This is a genomic window from Proteus vulgaris (assembly GCF_033708015.1).
Taxonomy (GTDB): Bacteria; Pseudomonadota; Gammaproteobacteria; order Enterobacterales; family Enterobacteriaceae; genus Proteus.
This window is the reverse complement of sequence record NZ_CP137920.1, coordinates 2,199,625-2,220,563: the sequence shown is the minus strand read 5'-3', so window position 1 is coordinate 2,220,563 and position 20,939 is coordinate 2,199,625. Positions and strand designations below refer to the sequence as shown.

The 20,939-nt window shown below is 37.1% G+C and carries 19 protein-coding genes and 1 pseudogene; 4 read left to right on the top strand and 16 right to left on the bottom strand.

The features are described 5' to 3' along the window. Positions 1-49: 49 nt before the first annotated feature. The 12 genes from lhgO to budA all read right to left on the bottom strand — a co-directional run bounded on the left by lhgO (position 50) and on the right by budA (position 12,439). Positions 50-1,252, bottom strand: coding sequence for an L-2-hydroxyglutarate oxidase (gene lhgO / locus SB028_RS10555; RefSeq protein ID WP_074454096.1), 1,203 nt, complete (start codon positions 1,250-1,252; stop codon positions 50-52). An 18-nt stretch (positions 1,253-1,270) separates the two neighbouring features. After that, positions 1,271-1,981 (bottom strand): FadR/GntR family transcriptional regulator, encoded by a 711-nt coding sequence (locus tag SB028_RS10550; protein ID WP_318859374.1) that lies wholly within the window; start codon positions 1,979-1,981, stop codon positions 1,271-1,273. Then, a complete protein-coding gene (locus SB028_RS10545; RefSeq protein ID WP_069369035.1) occupies positions 1,982-3,949 on the bottom strand; it encodes a TRAP transporter permease in 1,968 nt (655 codons plus the stop codon). Between the two features lie 12 nt (positions 3,950-3,961). Continuing rightward, positions 3,962-4,996, bottom strand: coding sequence for a TAXI family TRAP transporter solute-binding subunit (locus tag SB028_RS10540; protein WP_069369036.1), 1,035 nt, complete (start codon positions 4,994-4,996; stop codon positions 3,962-3,964). 388 nt (positions 4,997-5,384) lie between these two features. Continuing rightward, on the bottom strand, positions 5,385-5,897 hold the full coding sequence (locus tag SB028_RS10535) for a DedA family protein (protein ID WP_069369037.1): 513 nt from the start codon (positions 5,895-5,897) through the stop codon (positions 5,385-5,387). Positions 5,898-5,955: 58 nt separating this feature from the next. Further along, positions 5,956-6,777 carry an energy-coupling factor ABC transporter ATP-binding protein gene (locus SB028_RS10530; RefSeq protein ID WP_069369038.1) on the bottom strand — a complete coding sequence of 274 codons (822 nt, stop codon included), beginning with the start codon at positions 6,775-6,777 and terminating at the stop codon, positions 5,956-5,958. Continuing rightward, complete coding sequence (locus SB028_RS10525; protein ID WP_069369039.1) at positions 6,761-7,606, bottom strand: energy-coupling factor ABC transporter ATP-binding protein; 846 nt, start codon at positions 7,604-7,606, stop codon at positions 6,761-6,763. The genes SB028_RS10530 and SB028_RS10525 overlap by 17 nt, the downstream gene beginning before the upstream one ends. Then, on the bottom strand, positions 7,597-8,301 hold the full coding sequence (locus tag SB028_RS10520) for an energy-coupling factor transporter transmembrane component T (protein WP_069369040.1): 705 nt from the start codon (positions 8,299-8,301) through the stop codon (positions 7,597-7,599). Before SB028_RS10520 ends, SB028_RS10525 begins: the two co-directional genes overlap by 10 nt. Positions 8,302-8,303: 2 nt before the next feature. Continuing rightward, positions 8,304-8,885, bottom strand: a complete 582-nt coding sequence (locus SB028_RS10515; RefSeq protein WP_069369041.1) for an ECF transporter S component — start codon at positions 8,883-8,885, stop codon at positions 8,304-8,306. A gap of 77 nt (positions 8,886-8,962) precedes the next feature. Next, complete coding sequence (locus tag SB028_RS10510) at positions 8,963-9,391, bottom strand: PPC domain-containing DNA-binding protein (RefSeq protein WP_069369042.1); 429 nt, start codon at positions 9,389-9,391, stop codon at positions 8,963-8,965. 473 nt (positions 9,392-9,864) lie between these two features. Then, complete coding sequence (gene alsS, locus SB028_RS10505; protein WP_069730302.1) at positions 9,865-11,544, bottom strand: acetolactate synthase AlsS; 1,680 nt, start codon at positions 11,542-11,544, stop codon at positions 9,865-9,867. A gap of 67 nt (positions 11,545-11,611) precedes the next feature. After that, positions 11,612-12,439 (bottom strand): acetolactate decarboxylase, encoded by an 828-nt coding sequence (gene budA / locus SB028_RS10500; RefSeq protein ID WP_069369043.1) that lies wholly within the window; start codon positions 12,437-12,439, stop codon positions 11,612-11,614. A 667-nt stretch (positions 12,440-13,106) separates the two neighbouring features. Here budA and SB028_RS10495 point away from each other — a divergent pair. Next, a pseudogene (locus SB028_RS10495) lies at positions 13,107-13,586 on the top strand (site-specific integrase); the annotation flags it as partial. Between the two features lie 193 nt (positions 13,587-13,779). Here SB028_RS10495 and SB028_RS10490 read toward each other — a convergent pair. From SB028_RS10490 to SB028_RS10480, 3 genes are all read right to left on the bottom strand, one after another. After that, on the bottom strand, positions 13,780-15,738 hold the full coding sequence (locus SB028_RS10490; RefSeq protein WP_318859373.1) for a nuclease-related domain-containing protein: 1,959 nt from the start codon (positions 15,736-15,738) through the stop codon (positions 13,780-13,782). A 62-nt stretch (positions 15,739-15,800) separates the two neighbouring features. Then, entirely contained in the window at positions 15,801-16,631 is an 831-nt protein-coding gene (locus SB028_RS10485) for a DNA translocase FtsK (RefSeq protein WP_281110835.1), read from the bottom strand. Positions 16,632-16,692: 61 nt separating this feature from the next. Then, positions 16,693-17,109, bottom strand: a complete 417-nt coding sequence (locus SB028_RS10480; RefSeq protein WP_001967075.1) for a hypothetical protein — start codon at positions 17,107-17,109, stop codon at positions 16,693-16,695. Positions 17,110-17,246: 137 nt separating this feature from the next. On the opposite strand from SB028_RS10480, the gene SB028_RS10475 reads away from it, so the two are divergent. The 3 genes from SB028_RS10475 (at position 17,247) to SB028_RS10465 (ending at position 18,298) form a co-directional block, all read left to right on the top strand. After that, entirely contained in the window at positions 17,247-17,522 is a 276-nt protein-coding gene (locus SB028_RS10475) for a helix-turn-helix domain-containing protein (RefSeq protein WP_001967176.1), read from the top strand. A gap of 107 nt (positions 17,523-17,629) precedes the next feature. Beyond that, positions 17,630-17,971, top strand: a complete 342-nt coding sequence (locus SB028_RS10470) for a hypothetical protein (protein WP_281110836.1) — start codon at positions 17,630-17,632, stop codon at positions 17,969-17,971. 15 nt (positions 17,972-17,986) lie between these two features. Then, entirely contained in the window at positions 17,987-18,298 is a 312-nt protein-coding gene (locus SB028_RS10465; RefSeq protein WP_281110837.1) for a hypothetical protein, read from the top strand. Between the two features lie 230 nt (positions 18,299-18,528). Here SB028_RS10465 and SB028_RS10460 read toward each other — a convergent pair whose 3' ends face one another. After that, positions 18,529-20,787 (bottom strand): autotransporter outer membrane beta-barrel domain-containing protein, encoded by a 2,259-nt coding sequence (locus tag SB028_RS10460; RefSeq protein ID WP_281110838.1) that lies wholly within the window; start codon positions 20,785-20,787, stop codon positions 18,529-18,531. Positions 20,788-20,939 lie beyond the last annotated feature (152 nt).

Below are 20,939 nucleotides of genomic sequence, written 5' to 3'. Positions count from 1 at the left end.
CGATTAATTTCAGTGCTATTTATTGTTTTAACGCGTAATATTTTTTCAATTACAAAGAAAAATGCTCTCTGACTATTTCTCTGCCTATTTCAATAGATGCTGTTGCGGCAGGTGATGGAGCATTACAAACATGCAGTGAGCGTTTACCTTTTACAAAATGGAAGTCGTCCACTAATTTCCCTTCACGAGTTAAGGCTTGAGCCCGAACACCTGCGGGACCTGGATGAATATCGGCTTCACGTAAATCAGGAATGAGTTTTTGTGCATTTGCAGTAAATAATTTACGGGAATATGAACGACGAAGCTCTGCCATTCCTTCACCTAAATAATTACCTGCAATTTTCCAAAATCCTTTATAAGTGAGAACTTCAGCAAGATCTTTTAAGTTAATGTCGCTTTTTTTATAACCTTCACGCTTAAAAGCTAATACCGCATTAGGCCCAACGTCGCGGTGTCCGTTATACATGCGTGTAAAGTGCACACCTAAGAAAGGAAAATCAGGGTTAGGAACAGGGTAGATAAGATGGTTTACTAAGTAGTTTTTATTCGCGTTAAGCATAAAATATTCACCACGAAATGGGACTATTTTCATGCCTGTGTCATAACCTGCCATTTTAGCAATACGATCACTAAATAAACCGGCGCAATTAATTAACCATTTGCCTGTAAATTGGTTATTGGAGGTTGTAACAGTGACAGTATCATCGGTTTCATTAATTGCTGTAACCGCTTGTCCAAACGCAAATTCACCGCGACGTGATTGAATAATTTCAACGTGTTTCGCTGCAATTTCAGGATAATTGACAATACCTGCATCAGGAACTAATAGAGCCGCTATACCATTAACGTAAGGTTCTCTCAATTTAAGCTCTGCTTCAGTCATTTTGATTACTTCAAGTCCGTTTGCAATGCCACGTTGATAGATATTTTCTAACGCTTCTAACTCTTTTTCATTGGTCGCAACAATCACTTTGCCACAACGGTCATAATAGAGATTATGTTGTTGGCAAAACGCATAGGTTGTCATGTTACCTTGTTTTGCCAGCCTTGCTTTAAGGCTCCCTGGTGTATAATAAATACCTGAATGAACAACATTACTGTTATGTCCACTTTGGTGAACCGCAGGGCCTGATTCCTTATCAATCACGAGTAATTTTAGTTCAGGTTGGCTCTCTTGTAGCGCACTTGCAACCCCTAATCCGACTAATCCCGCACCAATAATAATCACGTCATAAGTCATAATATTATCCATTTTATCAATTTTAAATTATCAGGGTTCTTGTTGTAAGCGCTTTAATTTGCCACGTACATTGGTTAAATGAAGACGCATTCTATGGCTTGTTTCATCGTGATCTTGTTGGCGTATAGATTCAACAATTGCCTCATGTTCTGCAATCACTCGCTCAATCTCAGTATCTCGTCCTCTGTTTTTACTTAACGAATACATTAATACGCCAAGGTAAAGTTCGTGTAAGTTATCTAAAATCCGGACAAAAAAAGGATTATGAGCGGCAACCATAATAGCGCGATGAAATTGATAGTCTTCTTTATGACCAATACTTTTGTTTTGTCTTGTTGCTAAAACAAAGGCATCGTGGGCATTTTCGATAGCGCGTAATTCTTCTGGCGTTCGACGTAAAGCGGCAATAGCAGCCGCTTCATGTTCAATGACCTCACGCATTTCAAGCAGTGAATCTATCTCTTCAGGGCAAGCAATTTCCATAACCAGTGGTTCATATTTACTGAGTATAGAGTGATCAATAACACGACGACCGCCCCCTTGGCGTGAGGTCACTATGCCACTGGCTTCTAAGACACCTAATGCTTCTCTGATGGGAACTCGACTGACACCAAAGGCATCAGCAAGTACATTTTCAGAGGGTAACTTTTCACCAATAGGGTAAGTCCCGTTACTGATATTTTGCTTTATCTGCTCAAGAATTTGATGCGACGCTTTTTGGCGTGAGATCTTTTGTATCATCTAATTTTCTCCAGATGCATGCTCCATATTGGCTAACTGTTTTTTAGACCGTAATAAATGGAATGCACCAGTTAATAGGATCAAGGCAACACCTAAAAGGTCGGTATATAATCCCGGTTTAATCATTAGAATTGCCGCTGCTGCAAATGCAATACGCTCAAACCACGTTGTTTTAATCATCCAGAAGTTTGCCGTTGCGATACTTAGCGCATAAATTCCGATTAATGCACTAATAATCATTAATCCAACAGAAAGTACACCTAAATTATCACCTTGCATCAGTAAAGCAGGGTTATAGACTAAAATAAACGGAATAATAAAACCGGGAAGTGCTAAACGAACCGCATCCCATGATGTTTGCATTGGATCAGCTCTGGCAATGCTGGCTGCGGTATAACTTGCTAAAGCGACGGGTGGTGTAATATTGGATAAAGCACCAAACCAGAAAACAAAGAAGTGCGCCGCTAAAGGCATTACACCTGCTTTTATTAAGATAGGTGACACTGTAACGGCTACAACAATATATAACGCCGTTGAAGGTAAACCCATACTTAATACAATACACACCAGCATCACGACTAATAAGATCATCCATAATGTGTTATCTGTCATTGAAACGATATTAAATGCCAATGTTGCACCAATACCTGTCATCGTAACAACACAGATAATGACACCAATCGCAGCACAAGCAACAGTGACCTGAACCGAGCCACGAGCAGCTTCAGCTAAGGCATCAGCGACTTTCGTTAATGTCATACGGACTGATTTATCAGGCGTTATCCAACTTGCAACAATAATAGTTAGAATACCTAAGAAACCTGCGTAAATAGGTGTTTTACCGACTAATAAGGTACCGATAACAATAACTAAAGGCAGTAATAATAAACCACGCGCTTTTAATACCGCTTTCACTTGTGGAATATTCTCTTTACTTAATCCTTTTAATCCTTGTTTTTTGGCTTCGATATCAATCGCCATAATTAACGCGGCGTAATACAACAACGCTGGAATAATCGCGGCAATAACAATTGTGGTATAAGAAATACCTAAAAAGCCCGCCATAATAAATGCAGCAGCACCCATAATAGGGGGCATTATCATACCGCCCGTTGATGCGGTTGCTTCTACGGCACCGGCAAAACGAGGCGTTAATCCAATGCTTTTCATTAAAGGAATGGTAAAAGTCCCTGTTGTTGCTACGTTGGCGACAGCACTTCCACTTAATGAACCTGTTAATGCAGATGAAATAACAGCAACTTGAGCAGGACCACCACGGCGACGACCCGCAAGCGCAAGTGCTAAGTCATTAAACAACGCGGTTGCGCCACTCACACTTAAGAATGAGCCAAAAAGAATAAAGACAACAATCGCAGTTGATGCGGTTGAAAGGGTGATCCCAAAAATACCTTCACTGGTCATAAATAAACGGTATAACAATCTTTCTACAGAGAATCCTGCATGACCGAAAATACCCATAAAATACTGACCAAATAAAGCGTAGATAATGGCAAAAGTTGCAAGCCCAGGAATGAAATATCCAGTGGTTCTTCTTGCAGCTTCAAACAGTACAATAATGCCTAATATAGCCATGGCATAATCAGTAGTATTTGGAATACTTTTTCTCACGACGTGAAGATCAACGTAATTAAAGAAAAAATAACCATAACTGATTAAGGTTAAAGCAATAAAAAGATAATCCCATCCATTAAATTTAGGCGTTGAAAAACGCTTAGAGAATGGAAACAAAATAAAGCCTAAAATTAAAATACCACTAAGAAAAATCGTATTACGGTAAAATTCTTGAGTATTTGATAAAGCGTTGGAATAAATAGCGTAAAGCGAAATTAATATTGCAAGAGTCGTGGTAATTTTCAGGTAAATACCTGCAAGTTGGCGATTGCCGGAGCTTGCTTCTTTATCTAATGCAGGTGGCTCTACCGGAGTTAGGTGGTCATTGTTAATCATAACTCACTCCTGTTATTTATTATTAGTCTGCGTTTGAGCTTCTGGTGGAATAAGGTAATCAGGGATCTCTAACCCGATTTCTTGATAGTAGCGGTAAGCCCCTAAGTGTAATGGTACAGAAACACCTTTTAATGCATTTTCTGTGGTGATGTATTTAGCTGCACTGTGAACTTGATGAACCTCAGGAAGGTTCTCAAACATGGTTTTTGTCAATTCATAAACCAGATCATTATCAATGCTGGTGGTGGCCATTAAGATATTAGGTTGAGCAATCGTATTGACCTTTTCAGTTTGACGAGGGTAGGTATTGGCGGGGATTTCAAAACGAAACCATGAATTTGCCACATGGTTGATATCATCAAGTTGTTTATCTGTGACCTCAAGTAATTTTGCACTGACACCACTTGCGTACATATCGGTTACCGCAGACGCGGGTACCCCAGCAGGTAATGCGCCCCCATCAAGGCGACCATCTCGCATAGCAGAAACGGTATCGCCATACCCAAGATATTCCGGAGTGATCTCTTTTTTCGTTAAATTTACGCCTTTAAGGATAATAATTGTAGATTGTTCAGTACCGCTGGCTTGAGGACCAACGGAAAAACTTGTTGCACGAATATCGTCTAATGTACCGGTTTTCACTTTGCTATCCATCAATACAAAGTGTTCGACATTCGGCCATAACATAGAAATGGAGCGCAGATTTTTTTCTGGTTTACCTTCAAAATTACGCACGCCTTCGTAGGCTTCTACGGCTAAAAGGCTTTGTAGTATTGAAAGTTGAGCTTCATTTTTCTGCATTAAATAGATATTTTCTATTGAACCCGCAGAAGATTGCCCTGTTACTTGGATGCCTCTATCCTTAAGATGCGTACTCCATACGTTTGCTAAACCCACTCCCATCGGATAATACGTTCCTCCTGTTGAAGCGGTTGCTACAGAGAGAAATTGTTTATTCGCATTCTCTTTTTTGCCGATTACTGCTAATGAGACAACAGCAATAACAGCAACAATACCGATGGCAAGTTTTGTTTTTCTTATTCTCATGATGTTGTTCCTGTACATAAAAACGCAGGTGAATGTTTCACACCAACTTGTATACAACATGACAACTTTTATAGAAATAAGGAACGTTAAGAAATTGTGAACCAGAGTAATGAAATCAAAACAAGAAAATAACAAATTGTGATCAACATAGTAATTATGCAATTTTTAATCATAATTATGGTGATAGTCATAAAATGCAAAAGAAAATATCAATAACTTGCTAGAGAAACGATAAAATGCGCTAAAAAACAATCAATTTATCGATATTAAAAAATAAAATGAAAAAATTGGGAGATCAGAGAATCGATAAATAATAGGATAAAGAAAGAGAAAAATAGACCCATTTAGCGTTAAGAGAATGAGTAAGGTTCAGTAGTTATGACGGATCTTATAGAGCAATAGAAAGTACGCCTGTCGCAATCAGTACAAACATGGCTGACCAAATTAATGCAGAAATAGCACTGGTGATATAAATACCGTATATAGGTAGTTTTAATAAACCAGCACTAAAGGGTGTTAAATAACGAAACACGGCAAGAAATCGGGAAATAAATAAAATATAGTGAGTTTTATTTTTCAATAGTTGTTGAACGCGATTAATTTTTGACTGATAACGTTTAACCCATGCTTTAAGTCGAGGAAATCGATAAATAGAACGACCTAATTCATAGCTAATAATTGAACCTAATAAGGCTCCAAAACTGGTTGCTAACCAAAGAAAGATAGGAGAATAAAGAGGTAAACAGGCACCAAAAATAAAGATCAGCATTAAAGAGGCTGGAGGCAAGAATGAAGAAATACCAATAGTCGATTTTCCTGCTGTGATTACTGTAATAAAGAGAAAAAGTGTAATAGGAGATAAATGACTCAATGAGTCTAATAGGGTGTGAATCATTTCCATTTTATTATCTCCTACCACATATAAATAAATACAATTATAGAAATAAACCTTAAGATTATTATGAGTTAATTTTATGATTTTTATTCATTTCAATGAGCATTGTAGCCCATTCAATGGGAGAGTTTTTAATCGGTAATTTTAATTTTTGGCTTAATGAGTATAACGTAGGCGCAGGTATATCTGAAAGAGATTGCAGAGTTGAGCTCATTAATACATTTTCAGGCGCGCCATCAGCAATTAATTTGCCTGAAGATAAATGGATAACTCGCTGAAAATGGCGTGCCGTAAAATCAAGATCATGACTAATAGCAAGAACCGAAGTGCCTGCTGTTTTTTGTACCTGAAGCCAGTTCTCAAAACAAGCTAACCAATGTGCGTCGAAATCGCGAGTCGGTTCATCAAGCAGTAATATTTGAGGTGATAGAATACTCAAACTGGCAACAGCAACCATTCTGCGTTGCCCTGCATGTAGATCTAAAGGATGAACATCTGCGACATCACTTAAACCACAAAGTACTAATGTTTCATCTACTCGTTTTTTAATCTCTTCTTTAGAAAATTTGCGTTGTTTCAGACCAAAAGAGACTTCTTTTTCTACGGTGTTATGAAATATTTGTCGTTCAGGCTCTTGGAATAATACACCAATATATTGGGCGCGCTGCTCGGCTTTCATTTGAGATAATGGCTGATTATTCAGTTTTATCTCACCTTCATTAGGCGTTAACAATCCTGCAATTAAACGTAATAAGGTGGATTTACCGGCACCATTATCACCGACTAAGGCTATCCATTCTCCTTGATTTAACCTTAATGATAATTGAGAAATACAAGGTGGAACATCATTGCTCCAGCGATAAGTGACATTATTGAGCTGTAACATAAAATTCCTTAAACGCATTAAGCAAGGCTTTATCATTATTCACAATATTCTTATTCCAATGATGATTTTCAATTAACCAATTTAAAGCTTGCCATGCATCTGGAGCATTAATGGTTGTAAATAAGAAAGGAAATATATCTTCTAAGCTACCTGCTGCTTTTGTTTTTCCTGCTTCTAACAATAAAAATTGTTCACTAAGCGTTATTGCGGGCAATAGGTTGCGTTCAAAAATAATCACACTACATTGACACGCTTGTGCATACTGTTTAATGCGCTGTTGTAATTGCTCTGTTGCATTGGGTGTTAAACGACTAAATGCTTCATCAAGTAGTAATAACTTAGGGCGCATAGCAAGTGCACTGGCAATCACAACACGTTGAGCCTCTCCGCCAGAAAGGGTTGAAGGGGAGCGAAAACGTAAGTATTCACATTGCGTTAATGCCATGGCTTCTTTTACTCGGAATTGAATTTCATTATCGCTCAACCCCAAATTTTCGGGGCCAAAGGCAATTTCTTGCTCTACGGTGAAGGCACATCCTGATAGTTGTAATTGTGGTGATTGTTGAATAAGTTGTCGCCCTGGAGCTAGCGACACTAATCGGCTTTTATCCAGAGCAATGTTTTGTACTCTACCTAAGCCTTGTACCGAGCCTGTTAATAAATCGGGATACCAACCTGCGAGTAATTGGGCTAGAAGACTTTTTCCACTACCATTACCGCCCAAAACAACAAGCCATTCCCCTTGTTTTAATTGGAGATCAATAGGACCAAGAATAGGCTGTGTGTTGTCTTTAGGGGTAAAACTAAATTGCTGAAGACTTAGTACCATAGCCAAATAGCTCCTTCAACAAAGATAAGCAGTAAAATAAGATAGCGTAACATTTTTTGTAGTGGTGAATCGGTAGGAGATGAAAGCGTGGTACGTTTTGCCATAATACGAAACCCTCGCATATCTAATGCAGCGCTTCGAATGGTTAAATCACTTAATACATGACTAATAAGAGGCAGAATAATCGCGGGTAATGTGATGAGTCGTTGCCAGAATGATCCATCAAGGGGGACACCTCGTGCTAATTGTGCTTCTTTTATATTGTGTAATTGTTGGCGCAATTGTTCTACAAGTAACAAAGGTCCTGCTAATAAATAGGAAAGACTCATGGGTAAACGGCTAGCAAATAACGCTCTAATAAATTGTTCTGTTGACGTGTATTGCAACCACAATTGAGCGCCACTTATTATTGCTAATAATCTTAGCCATAGTGTTATTGCCATAGTTTGCTTACTGGTATTTAAAGGTTCACCTGTTAACCAATAAGCTAACCAGCCACTATGGACTAACCATAATCCGATTGCCATGGGGATCATCAACCAAGCAATAAAACGCCAACGCCAGCGAGATGCTTTCCAAATCAATAAGCTAATAAAAATACCACTGCTGATTATCAGCAGTGGTAAACCTAATGATAAAAAAAGCACACTAGCACTTAACCCAAGCCATAATGCTAATGAGGTAAATGGATGCATTGTCAACGAACCTTGGCAATCGCTGGGAAATTACGTTGTGTTCGTTGTGGTAACTGACGTACTAATAACCAAGCGATAATTGCTGATAAGATTTTATCTGCGAGATTGACGCCTAATACAGTAATGGCAACAGACTCAATAAGCCCTTCACCCACTGCATGGAAATAAGCAACAAAGAAATCCGCACCGCTACCTGTTGCGCCACCAAATAAATAAGTACGAATTGGAACGGCGACAATCGTTAATGCTAAAGTAATAATAATACCTGAGCCAATAACACGAATTAATGAACGAAAACCACCAGCACGCGCTAATAAACCTGCACTCAATCCTATCATCATAGCAACCGGTGCAAATGCAGCAGCCATTGGGCCACTTATTAATCCCCACAAGAGGTTGGTTAATAATCCCGTAAATAATGCAACCCATGGACCGCCTAATAAGGCGCAGATAAGCGTACCAATAGAGTCTAAAAAGATAGGAAGTTTGACCATTGAGGTGATTTGACCACCGATCATATTAATTGCAATAGAAACAACAATGAGCACAAGCGTACGGCTCGAAATTAGAGGAGTTGTAGACATAGTTTAAAAACCTTTACAAAGGATAGTGACTATTGGTTTTATTATTTTGCGTCAATAACGTTCTTTCTAGAATAAGGTTATTGCCGCGGTGTGATGACCAACTCCTCATAACCAGAGTGTTCACAAGGCTGACGGCTAAAAGTCACTTGCTCTAACTCACCAATAACGAGTTCTAGCGTCGTGCGCACTGTACAACCTGGCATCATATGTCCACCACACATTAATCCATTTTCATCTGAGACAGCTAAATGTAAATGTTCACCTTGCTCATCTAATGTTCCAATAAGTGAAACAATCTCAAATTGACCGGTAAGATAGCGATTATCTTCACGTCCTGCAAAACGTAATACCACATTTGTTAAACTTCCCACACAACCTGCAATAAATGCCGATTTCAGTTTTTTTTCTTTAATAATCTGTCGTAATGCGATGATCACATCCTCATTAGGGTGAAGACGAAGTGCAATAAAGCGGGCATGAGAAGAAAGAGGAGGCGATTGTAGCATGGTATTATCCTGAAGATTAATAAGGATTTGAATTTATTCACGAAATAGGTATTGATAGATTTTCGTTAAATCTAGAATATCTCCGCTTTATTATTCATGGAATAGATTAATAAGGGAATAGATACTTAAATCAAACAAGTAAAATATTGATTATTTCTTGTGAAATAATCAATATGATTATGTTTATTTTGTTAATCGCTGTTATTTCAGGGTTTTCTTTCTAGATAGAAACGATTGGCTCTATATCAGGTAGCGCTAGCAGAAATACAGAATAGACTTTATTACCGTTTGATGGCGAACTTGTAGAGATGAATACCCGATCAGGAAAATGAATTTACCAGAGTGTGAGTGTAAAAATATTGAAGCTTGTGTTGTTGAATATTTAAATTAAAATAAACAGTAAGGCTATATGAGAAAGCCCTCAATAGTATTTTATATTACTGAGGGCTTTTATGTGATTAGTTTAGAATAGACTAAATAATCAAATTATAATCAATGTGTTCCATCAATTTAGCGTTATCACTATAATCGACAGGAATAGCAAGAACCGCAGGACCCGTCACAGCCATTGCTTCGTATAAAACGGTACGTAATTGAGAAGCACATTCAACATAAAATCCTTTAGCTCCAAAAGATTCAGCGTAACGTTTAAAATCAATTGCACCAAATTTTACGCCAGAATAACGACCATATTTTTCTTGCTCTTGCATTTCTACCATATTGTAAGCGTTATCTACCCAGATAATATGCAAGATATTTGTATTTAACCGAACGGCAGTTTCTAATTCCATGGACGATTGCATAAAGCCACCATCACCAGAAACAGAAATAATTTTATCTGAAGGTCGAACAAAAGAAGCGCCAATTCCCCAAGGTAATGCAACGCCCATAGTTTGTTGTCCATTAGAAATTAACATTTGTCTTGCTTTAAAACTGTATAGATAACGTGCAAGCCATATATGAAAACTTCCCATATCAATACAGAGTGTTACATCGTTATCAATAATATTTTGCATCTCATAAATGATGGTTAAAGGATGAATCGGAGAACCATGACGAAAATAACTGTTTTGTTGCAGAGCTTCTCTTTGGTGACGAATTTTTTCTAAAATCTGATGAGTATTATTTGAGAGTGTCATTTGAGATGCCGATTGTTTAGAAAAATATTGAGTTAAATTATCAATCGTTAATTTGATATTTCCTGTTAATTCTAAATCAGGGCAGTAAGCTAAATCGATTTCAGCTGGAATTTCATCAATATGAATGATATTAGCGTTATTGTGATTCCACAATGAAGGTTCATATTCGATAGGGCTATAACCTAAAGTAATGACTAAATCAGCGTGAGATAATAATTCATCACCGGGCTGATTGTTAAATAAACCAATACGACCAGCAAATAAAGAAAAATGGCGTTGAGCAATTGCTCCAGCTGATTGATAAGTACCTACAATCGGTAGAGGGCAAATATCAAGTAACTTTTGTAATGCTAATGCATTTTCAGGATAACTCGCTTGTAGTCCTAATAAAATAACCGCACTTTTAGCATTCAATAGCAATTTAACGGCTTCTTGAATAGCTTCATTATTTGCACTACCAATATTGGATTTTGATTTTGGGACTAATATTGGGCTATTAACTTCATTATTTAAAATATCCATTGGAAAAGTTAAAAAAGCCGCACCGGGTCTTCCAGATTCCGCATGACGAAAGGCATTCGCCATGGTTTCAGAAATTGATTTTGAGGAGTCAATTTCAGCACAAAATTTAGTGATAGGATTAAACATGGTAACGGTATCCATGCTTTGATGAACTAATTTTAATCTATCAGAGGATTTTACTGAGCCTCCCAATGCAACTAATGGATCACCTTCTGACGTTGCTGTTGCGATGCCCGTTGTAAGATTAGAACAACCCGGCCCTGATGTTGCGATAGCAACGCCCGCTTTACCAGTTAAACGTCCAACGGCAGCAGCCATAAATGCCGCGTTAGCTTCATGACGAACAACCACTGTTTCAATACTAGAATCAACAAGAGAATCAAATACACGATCAATTTTCGCACCCGGAATACCAAATACTTGTTTTATGCCGTGTCGTTCTAATTGTTTGACAACTAAATCTGCACCACATTTCCAATGAGGAGTATTCATATAACCTTCTTTGATTTTGCAAGTGAATAAAAAATTGGATTGAGAATAAAGTGAAGCCGTTTTTAAATTAATTTTCGGCTTGTTCTATTGCCTGATGGAGGTTGTCTGGCATTAAGTTAGCTTGAAGAAAAGATGATTGATTGGGTAAGTCAATGGTAAAGCGGGAAATAATACCGATTTTTAATATTCCTTTTTTTAAGTAGTAATCAAGAACATGACCTCCACCTTGACGTTGTTGATTAATATAATGTTCATGAAAACCAGCAACATTGATCCCTTGAGTAAATTGTGGGGAACGAAAACCTGCAATAATCCCTGTTTCATGATGAAATGTGAAAAGAGGCTGATCTTCGATAGCGTCTAACATGGGTAAGTAGGGAGGCTCTTGACGAGGAACCGTGCGTGTTTTAACTAATTCAAATTCACCTTCAATTCTGATTGCACAAAATAGATTGTCGGAAGGAACATACTGATTAATGATATTATGTATTTCTTTTTGTGATGCACCATAAGAAAAGTGATGTTCAATATCACAATTAAAAAATGTCATTACAGCAAAAGGGGATTTTTGAGAATGTAAAGCTTCACGAGCACTCCCATCGGAGCGTAATTGAAAAACATTATTGTCGAATGCAACGAGTTCACCATCAAGTTGCTCGAAAGTCCCCAAACCAAAATCACCATGCTTTAATAAATCAGCAATAGTAACATCGCTATCATATACACCCGCAATTAAACTACTCATTAATGAATTTTGATAAATAGTACATTCGGGATGATTATTAATATAATTGTTTATGTTAGTTATTATTTCCTGCCCACATTGGCAAGGATGACTTTTATTGTGTTTTATATCACTATTATCTCGCACATTAGATTGAAAATTTTTATTCATGGTAAAGCAATTCCTTTATTTTATTAGTAACAATCATAAACGGAACGTCAAATTAAGTATTGTATCAATCCATAAATATTTCAAATGTTTTAATTGTAATTAAGTGTGAGGGTGATAATTCTTTATTTAAAGTTTAAATGTATCTTATTGTTTTGTGGTTGTTTAATTAATGTGATTTATTAATTAAAAAATAATTTAATAGGGTATATTTTTATTGATAAAATATTTTTATGTAATGTGTGGTAAGGGTGATAGTTATAAAGCGTTAGGTTGATGGTTTTACTGTTGCGTTATTTGAATGGATAAAATGAGTTGTGCGTGAGTATAAAAAATATAAAAAACCCACGAATGACCGTGGGTTTAGTAATGAGATTTAATATAAGTCGTTACACATTAAACCCTAATTCGGGGTGTATTTATTTGATTTTTATTGATTTAATTTTGTGTTATTGATTTTGTACTCAGCGGTGTACTCATTTAGAACAAGGTGTCTGATAAAATAGCGTATTATTGTTAAAATTAAACAATTCCATACAATAAATTTACTTCGCAATGACTATTATAAAGTGGCATAAAGTTATATTTTCCTTTTTAGATAATATGCTAAAGAGCATTATAGGTAAAGTTAACTTGATTAGCTTGCTATCTATTGATACGGATATTACCAGTCCGTCTGACGCTTTGGACAGGCTGCCGAACTGGTGAAGTGTGCGCAATGGCTTGGGATGATGTGGATCTTGAAAAAGGAACTATTCATTTGAAAGAAACCAAGACAGGAATTGAACGATACGTGCAATTACCCGAGCAAGCAGTCACCTACTTGAAATCAATGCGCATGAACTCCGATAAATATCTTTTCCCATCTCAAGTAACCAAGTTGCCGATTCAACAAAAATATCTAACAGAATGTGCGTGGCGTTTACGCAAAGAAGGCAAGATGCTAGATATCCCTGATTGGTCACCTCATGATTTACGTCGAACAGTACGTACTGGGCTAGCTAAATTAGGTTGCCCCAATGAAGTGGGGGAGGCGATACTTGGGCATTCACGTAGTGGTATCGAAGGAACGTATGATTTATATGGTTATGAGAGTGAATGTAAGGTGTGGTTGCAGAAATGGGCAGATCATATGGATAACTTCTCTTGAGACGTTGAAGTGATTATATAAATAAATTTATCCTCGATCTACAAAATAGATATTACAGCTAGTTCTTAAATATTAAGAGTGTTTTACTTGGTGAATAATATTTGTATGGTTATGCTGATATTTTAATTATATGATATTTAAAAAATATGAAAGACATGATGTTGCGATCGTGTCTTTCATTGGTTATATAAGATTATAAGAAGTTTGAGATGATTAAATCATTACCTGTAAGCATATTCTCATGATCGATAGGATAATATCTTTCATCATATTTTAACTTATTGATAAATAGCTTTGTTTGTGGTGGATTTTCCATGTAGGTTAATAGTTCACTTGAAGTAGGTGATTCTCCTAACCAAAATTTATCGCTTTTATATATATTGTATTCCTTTCCATCTTTCAATATATCCATGCTTATGTATGGTTTTTTGAAGAATCGAAGAAATATAGAGCTATCTGTAATATATACATTATCCTCTGTTTTTGGATGTGTAAATGTATGATTAAATAGAACTACAGGGATTATTTCATAATTATCAAGATCTTCATCGAATTTTTCTTTGAATTTCTGTGGGTTGTTAATTAATCCATCTCTTAAGCGTTTAACTTGTTCTATATAATCATATAAATCTGATTTTTTATTAACAATGCTATTTATATAATTTTTAGTTGGGGTTCTATTTTTATATTCTAGAATAAAAACTCTAGAATCTAAAACCAAAATACAGTCATATTCGTATTCTTCATCATTGATTTTAAACTTTAAAGGTGAATGATTTAAGTTTAACCTTTCTAGGTTTTCATTCATAAACTCTTCAAATTTATAACCTTTTTTATCTGTAGCTATATTAAAGGTTGCAAATGTAGATAAAATAGCTTCATCGATTGATATAGTAACTAGTGATGGTTTACATAAGTAGTATAAACCACCTTTTACTTTGACTAATGGGGAATCAAATAGGTCTTTGCTTTTTTTATTAAAAGTCAGATAGTCTATTAGTAAATATGTTTTTTCTGAAGAGTTTAATCTATTATTTATCAGATTGAAAATTTCTTTTTTTGATAAAATTAAAGTTTGTGTTTTTATGTTTTCTTTTGCATACTTACTAAGCTCGCTATACCCAATAATCCATTCAATTAAAGTTAATTTACCATATTTTTTTGTGATAACATCATTTTTCAAGAATAACGTACTTTGAATAAACATTAGGGCACTAAATTCGGTAGAATCTTGTAGCCCAATACTTTTTATCATATCGAGAGGTATGTTTTCTTTAAAGTTTATTTCAATATTATTTTGGTATTTTTTGAAGAAATATCTTGCATTAGATATGATGTCAGATGCTAAATAATTATCTGTTTCTATATTGAATTTATGTACGTATCTATCTTTAACATTGCTATCTAAATTAATATCATTTTTTTCTATTTCATCTAATATTACTTTACTTTTAGTGTAACTTCCTCCAAAGCAAAGAGATTTATTAGAGAACTCTTCTAATTTAGCCCACGATATTGATGATGCCAATATTGATCCAGCTTCAAAAATAGATTCTTCACTGATAGTGATTTCAGGAGGTAATATAAGTGTTCCATTTATATCGTATAATTTATTTTCATATGCAGACATTTTCAAATACATGCAAAGATAAAAATTATAGGTTTCTATAGCAACATCTATATGAGCTACTGAACCATCCACACCTGTAATATAAGTACCAGTTAAACCATCACTCATACTTATTGTATGCAAAAGATTTTTGTTTCCTTCATTATAAGCATATTCAAATTCCGATTCTGCTCTATTTATGTGGGCCCAAATTTGTTTTTCTATATCATGTTTTGAGATGTAAGAGTTTTTTATGAAATTCTTTATTTTATCATATATTTCTTCAGTGCCTTTTAATATATCAAGGGTTTTGATTATATCTTTCTTATAAATATCATTAGGTATTTCAGCAATAAGATTTTCAAAAAAATTATCTCTTACCTGCCTTTTCTTTATGTCATGAATAATAATACTTTTATTGTTTAATACTGATAATTTTAATATCTTACCAAGTTGTGAATCATCAATTTCATTTAGTTTTTTGATCCCTTTCTCATCGAACTTTTCGAGTTTCTTAATTATTTTTTCATGTTCTTCTTTCATATACTATTCCTTTTTATAAGGTAATAAATGGGGTTATGATATTATCATAGATATAGTGACACTTATTTTTTATTAAGATTAGTCTGTAGCCTATATTTGATGCTCATTTTCCAATAAATTAAGTACCGCAAATAATCTCCTCCATCTTCTTGCAGCCCATGCACCAAGGGTTTCATGCTTTTATGGGGTAAATCAGGCCACTCACCAATTCCTCTTTGCTGATGAATATTTTCCTCAGATAGGCTTTCCCAGCCAGCCTCATTCGGCACCCATAAACCTTGCCACTCTTCCTGTGCTATACGGGGTAGCTTCCAGCAGGGCTGATAGCTAATGCGTCCATGTTGTCGTAGCACATCCAATGGGGTTTCAGGGCGCAGTGTGGCAAGGAAACGGTAAGAGCCAGCGTTGTTGCGGAGTGCATCTTGATAAATTTCATCATTGTGGGGTTCAATTAAGTACTCAAACGGCGAAGCGGATTTCAATATATTAGCCGTTCCACCTTCAATTTCGATTTCCTCGACCCAAACCACGATCCGTTGCCAGACGATAGCTTGTATTAGGCAGCGGTATTCGAGTGATTGCGTATCTAGTGGTGAATCAGTGAATAACGGTGTTTGTGATGTCTCAATAGGTGCTGTAAAGGCCGATGCATCAAAAGAGCCGCAGTGAGTTGGGTATCCGAGTACTTCACGATAATCATACTGGTTCAAGGGCGTAATCACACCCAAATACTCCAGTTGATGAATAATACGCTCAGCACGGTGAAATCCTATCCGAAAATAGCGCTGTAAACGCCTCGGTGATGCTCTGTTAATGAGAATGACATAATCAATAGCTTTAGCCGTTAATGGGTCATAGCTGCTGTCTAGCATGTTGTGGTGAGATAACTGCATAGTGCCTCTGAGTCAGTGACGAAAATACAGTTATTAAAATAACAAAAGATATCAAAAGATACTAATCTAATTCTTCCTGTTTCATTGTGAGTGCATTTTTTAATAACGCTTTTCTTTTCTCAACTGACAGTGATTTGTAGATTTCAAGTAAAAGGTTAAGATCTGCACTTTCAGAAGATAGTGTGTTTTGCTTGATGAGCTCTTTTTCATCCGTGTTTAGGATCACCTTAAATGCATCAATATGATAGAGGTCGCCGCGCTTATTAGGGTTCTTCTTGCGAAAGTGGGGATGAAGGGCTGTGATTGACTCTAGACGGACTCTAACGCCTTTCGCGGTGGTAGGGATATCCATATCTTTATATTCAGGGTAACGTGTTGGATCGTCTGCTTTTTCTTTTCCTATAGCAGCTAGCTCCCCACTGGTAAACCAGAGCTTGGGCGCATTATCCATTTCAGTTAGTTGTTTTTTATCAGTCATGATTTTTATAAATCCCATACATATCAAAAGGATAAAATAACCGCACTAGAAAGATGTTAAAATCATAAGGATATCTATTGATAATTCCCTTTAATTGGTTTTTAATAGACGAGGAATTAAACAGTGGAGTTATTACTATGTCTAACCCTGTAGCATCTCAAAAAAAGCCCCGAAAAGGAAGCGCTGCGGATTGGCACCGTGCGGATATTGTGGCGGCTTTGCATAAAAAAGGGGTCACACTAGCGCAATTATCTCGTGAGCATGGTCTTTCTTCTCGGACGTTAAATAATGCGCTAGAGCGAGCGTACCCAAGAGCTGAACAGATCATTGCGGATGTGATTGGCACGGCTCCCGAAACAATATGGCCGAGTCGTTACATCAACAAGCCACCCTCTAATAATCATGGACGGTAATTGAAATAGTCTAAATATTTACCCTTGCCTATCGGTAAGGCATTGCACCCATTCTGGCGTCAACATCATGGAAAAAAACCTTAATTCATTTAATTGAAGGAACAGTCATGTCTATCAAAAATAAATTGCAAAAAATTCGAGAAGAAAACGAAGCGAAAGGATTAAATGATCCGGCTTTATTTAAACAGCGTTTGCTCAACGGTGGCTTTGGATTAGCTAAAACCTTTTGGCTATTTTGGTTTTTACCGATTTTATTCTTAAATATCGTTGAATTTTTTATTACTAAAAAGGTGACATTGAATAAAGTAGAAGCATTGATTCTTATTTGGGATGTTTGCTGTTTTTACTTTATCGTGAAAATACCGAATCGTCGTGCTTGGTATTACGCGGCGTTGGTTGTGATTGCACTCGATATATTAGCAGGAATAACCGTAAATTTTCTGCTGTAAGGTGACAATGTAAAAATGAAACTTAACCAGTGGATGAAATTAAGCGTATTAACGGCGATGGTTGGTTTAACGGGATGTAATGAGAGCACCGTTAATTGTAACAGTGATGGTGCAAAAGCATTAGCGTTACAAGTGGTCAATCAACATGTCGGTTGGGCGATGTATGAGCAGCTTGAGAATGTGCGAACGCAACGTCAAAATACGCAACGAGGCGTTTATCTCTGTGCTGCCGAAGCAACGGGGAAAGCAGGCTCTGTCACGGTAATTTATTCCGTGCAGCTCGCGGATGATAAAAAAAGTTTTGTTGTTACGTTACTCAACGGTTAATTGCTATGCCAGCCTATTATTAGGTTGGCATTTTACCATTTGATGTTTCTATTCTTTCATTCACTTTCCACATCAATATTCTCCGCCATAAAAAAATCATCAACGTTGTTTAATCACGCCAAAGGGAGCAATTGAGATAAAAAGTCATCTAAAGACTGATTTTTAATATCGCATGGTGGAAGTGGTTTAAATAAGCCCTCAAACTGATAGTCGAGGGCTAAGTGAAAAGGTTAGAAACTGTATCTTATCCCCACAGTGCCACTGTACGGTGTTTCAAGCTTGTTGCCTTTGGCATAATTAAATTCACCATACATGTCCAGATCTTTAACAATGTTTGTATTCATACCAATACCATATTTCCCCGTTAAGCCAGACATATCATTGGTAAAGCGTTCGGTATTATTGATAGTGACATCATTATTTTTGATAAACTCTTGGCTTGCCGCCAGACGAATATAAGGTTTTGCATTACCGCCATTAGGTAGTGTAAATTCTTTACCCAATGTTGTACCTATCTCAGCTTTTAAAGAGCGGGTTGCATTCGCATTAACATGAAGATCATTATCAAACGTGTAGTGTGTTTTTTGTCCTTGGAATCCAGCGAGTTGAACATAAGGTTCAATTTGGTACGTATTGATATTAATATGTTTCCCTCCTTCAAGAGAGAATCCAATTCCATTGGTCGCATCATTGGCTTTCGATGTACCTTGATTGAAGCGTGCATTATTCTCACTAAAGAATCGATTTCCTTTGAGTACGCCATCGACGTAGTAGCCGCTATTGTGTAACCATGTCGCATAGAGGCCTAAACTGTAACTTTTGACTTGTCCGTCGCTGCTTGCTGCATCAAGAGATGAGTAGGAATAACCGAACTGACTGCCGAGGAACAGTTTTCCATTAGTTACATCAAGCTGTCGATCGCCGCCGAGGACAAACCCGTTCATGTCCTGTTTGTAGCTTGTCTGGTTATTATTAACGCGGTTACGGGCAGTTATGTATTTCAGCCACACACCATTTTGTTCAGAATCTGCGTGGAGTTCGCCTAGGCGGTTGCGTAAGACGGATAATTCGCTCGCCCAAATTGTTGGTGTGACGTTTGCGAGCATCATGGCATTGCTCGAAGATGCCGATAAATTGCCGCTGCGTTGGAGCCGCCAGTCATCGCCATCTTGGTAAAGCGAATAGTTGTAAGCGCCAATATCAGTATCACCAGAGAACGTATGAGCATCACTGCCTTTTGCTTCAATGAAACTTGAATCTAACGCCGATGTGTTTATTTCTTTACCTTGACTGTTAATATTGACATTAAAATGCCCGTCAATAGCGTCAGTCACTTGTAATGTGTCATGCTCTCCCGATGTGGCATCTATACGCAGAGTAATGTTGTTATTGTCACCTTCACCTTTCAGTTCTTTCACGGTAAGATGCCCCGCATTGAACTCTGGTGTGTTACGGCGATAAGAGGCTTGTGAAACAGACGCCCCCTCAAATTGAATATTGGCATCATACAACTCAATGATTTCCGCAGATACATCCCCTGAGACGGTCAATGTTCCTTGCTGATTAAAGACGTTGCTACCAGTGAGTGTGGCATTTTGAACTTTAGTTTCTCCTCCAACGGTCGTTATATTTTCAAGAATAGCGCCATTTTCAGCCCATAGGGTGCCGCCTTCATTGACGGCCACATCGGTTGCTTTTGTATCCTTATCAAGCGCCAGTATGCCATCTTTATTAATTGTTACACCATTAGCTGTAGTTATGCCTGCATTCGTCCTAAACTCGTTGTTATCGAGGTCATTATCCACTGAAAGTTCTAGACGCCCTCCGGCATTGATGGTTGTATCCGTGACGATAGCTCCTTCTGACGCACTCAGAACGCCACCATTGTTAATATGGGTGTTCTTAGCTGAACTACCATTACCGATAACAGAAATATAGGCTTCATCGGTTTTTAACCCATCAACGGCATCATTAGAGCCTACTGTTGAATTAGTGATTGTGCCCCCGTTGTTAACTTCTAATACACCGTGATAATTGACTTTTGATTGGTCGGCTGTACCACCGTCGACCTTTTGGATCCCACCTGCATTGATGATGGTGCCCGTCGCCGTGCCATAAACCCATTCTGTCGCTGAATCATACCGACTTCCATCATCAAATGACGACCCTGAACCGGTTGGATTTTTCTGTCCTGTTAAAACGGTATTATTTGATTCACCGTTTACTCGTAAATTGCCATTTTCCTTAACGGTCATATTTGACACTGTTTCCCCAGCCTCAACGGTGCAATTATCGGTCACTGTTGTGCCATTGACACAACGGCTATCATTGGCAAAGGCAGGTATTGAAGCCAGTGATGATAATGCTGAAAGTGCGATGATACCCGCTGTTTTCTTACCTTTTGCATGGGTTAGTTCAGAGACGGCAATCAACGCGTTTTGGACAGCGCTCCAGACAAGACGATAGTTTGTATTTAATTGTTTTTTCATAATGACATCTTTATTAATTGATGAAAAAAATGGATAAGCGCCTGTTAAAATAGGCGGTTACATCGATTATTAGGTTCACTTGATAACCTTTTGTAGAACAAAATAACAAAAATTTTAATTAAAAAGGGCTACAACGTGTGAACCTATCAAAC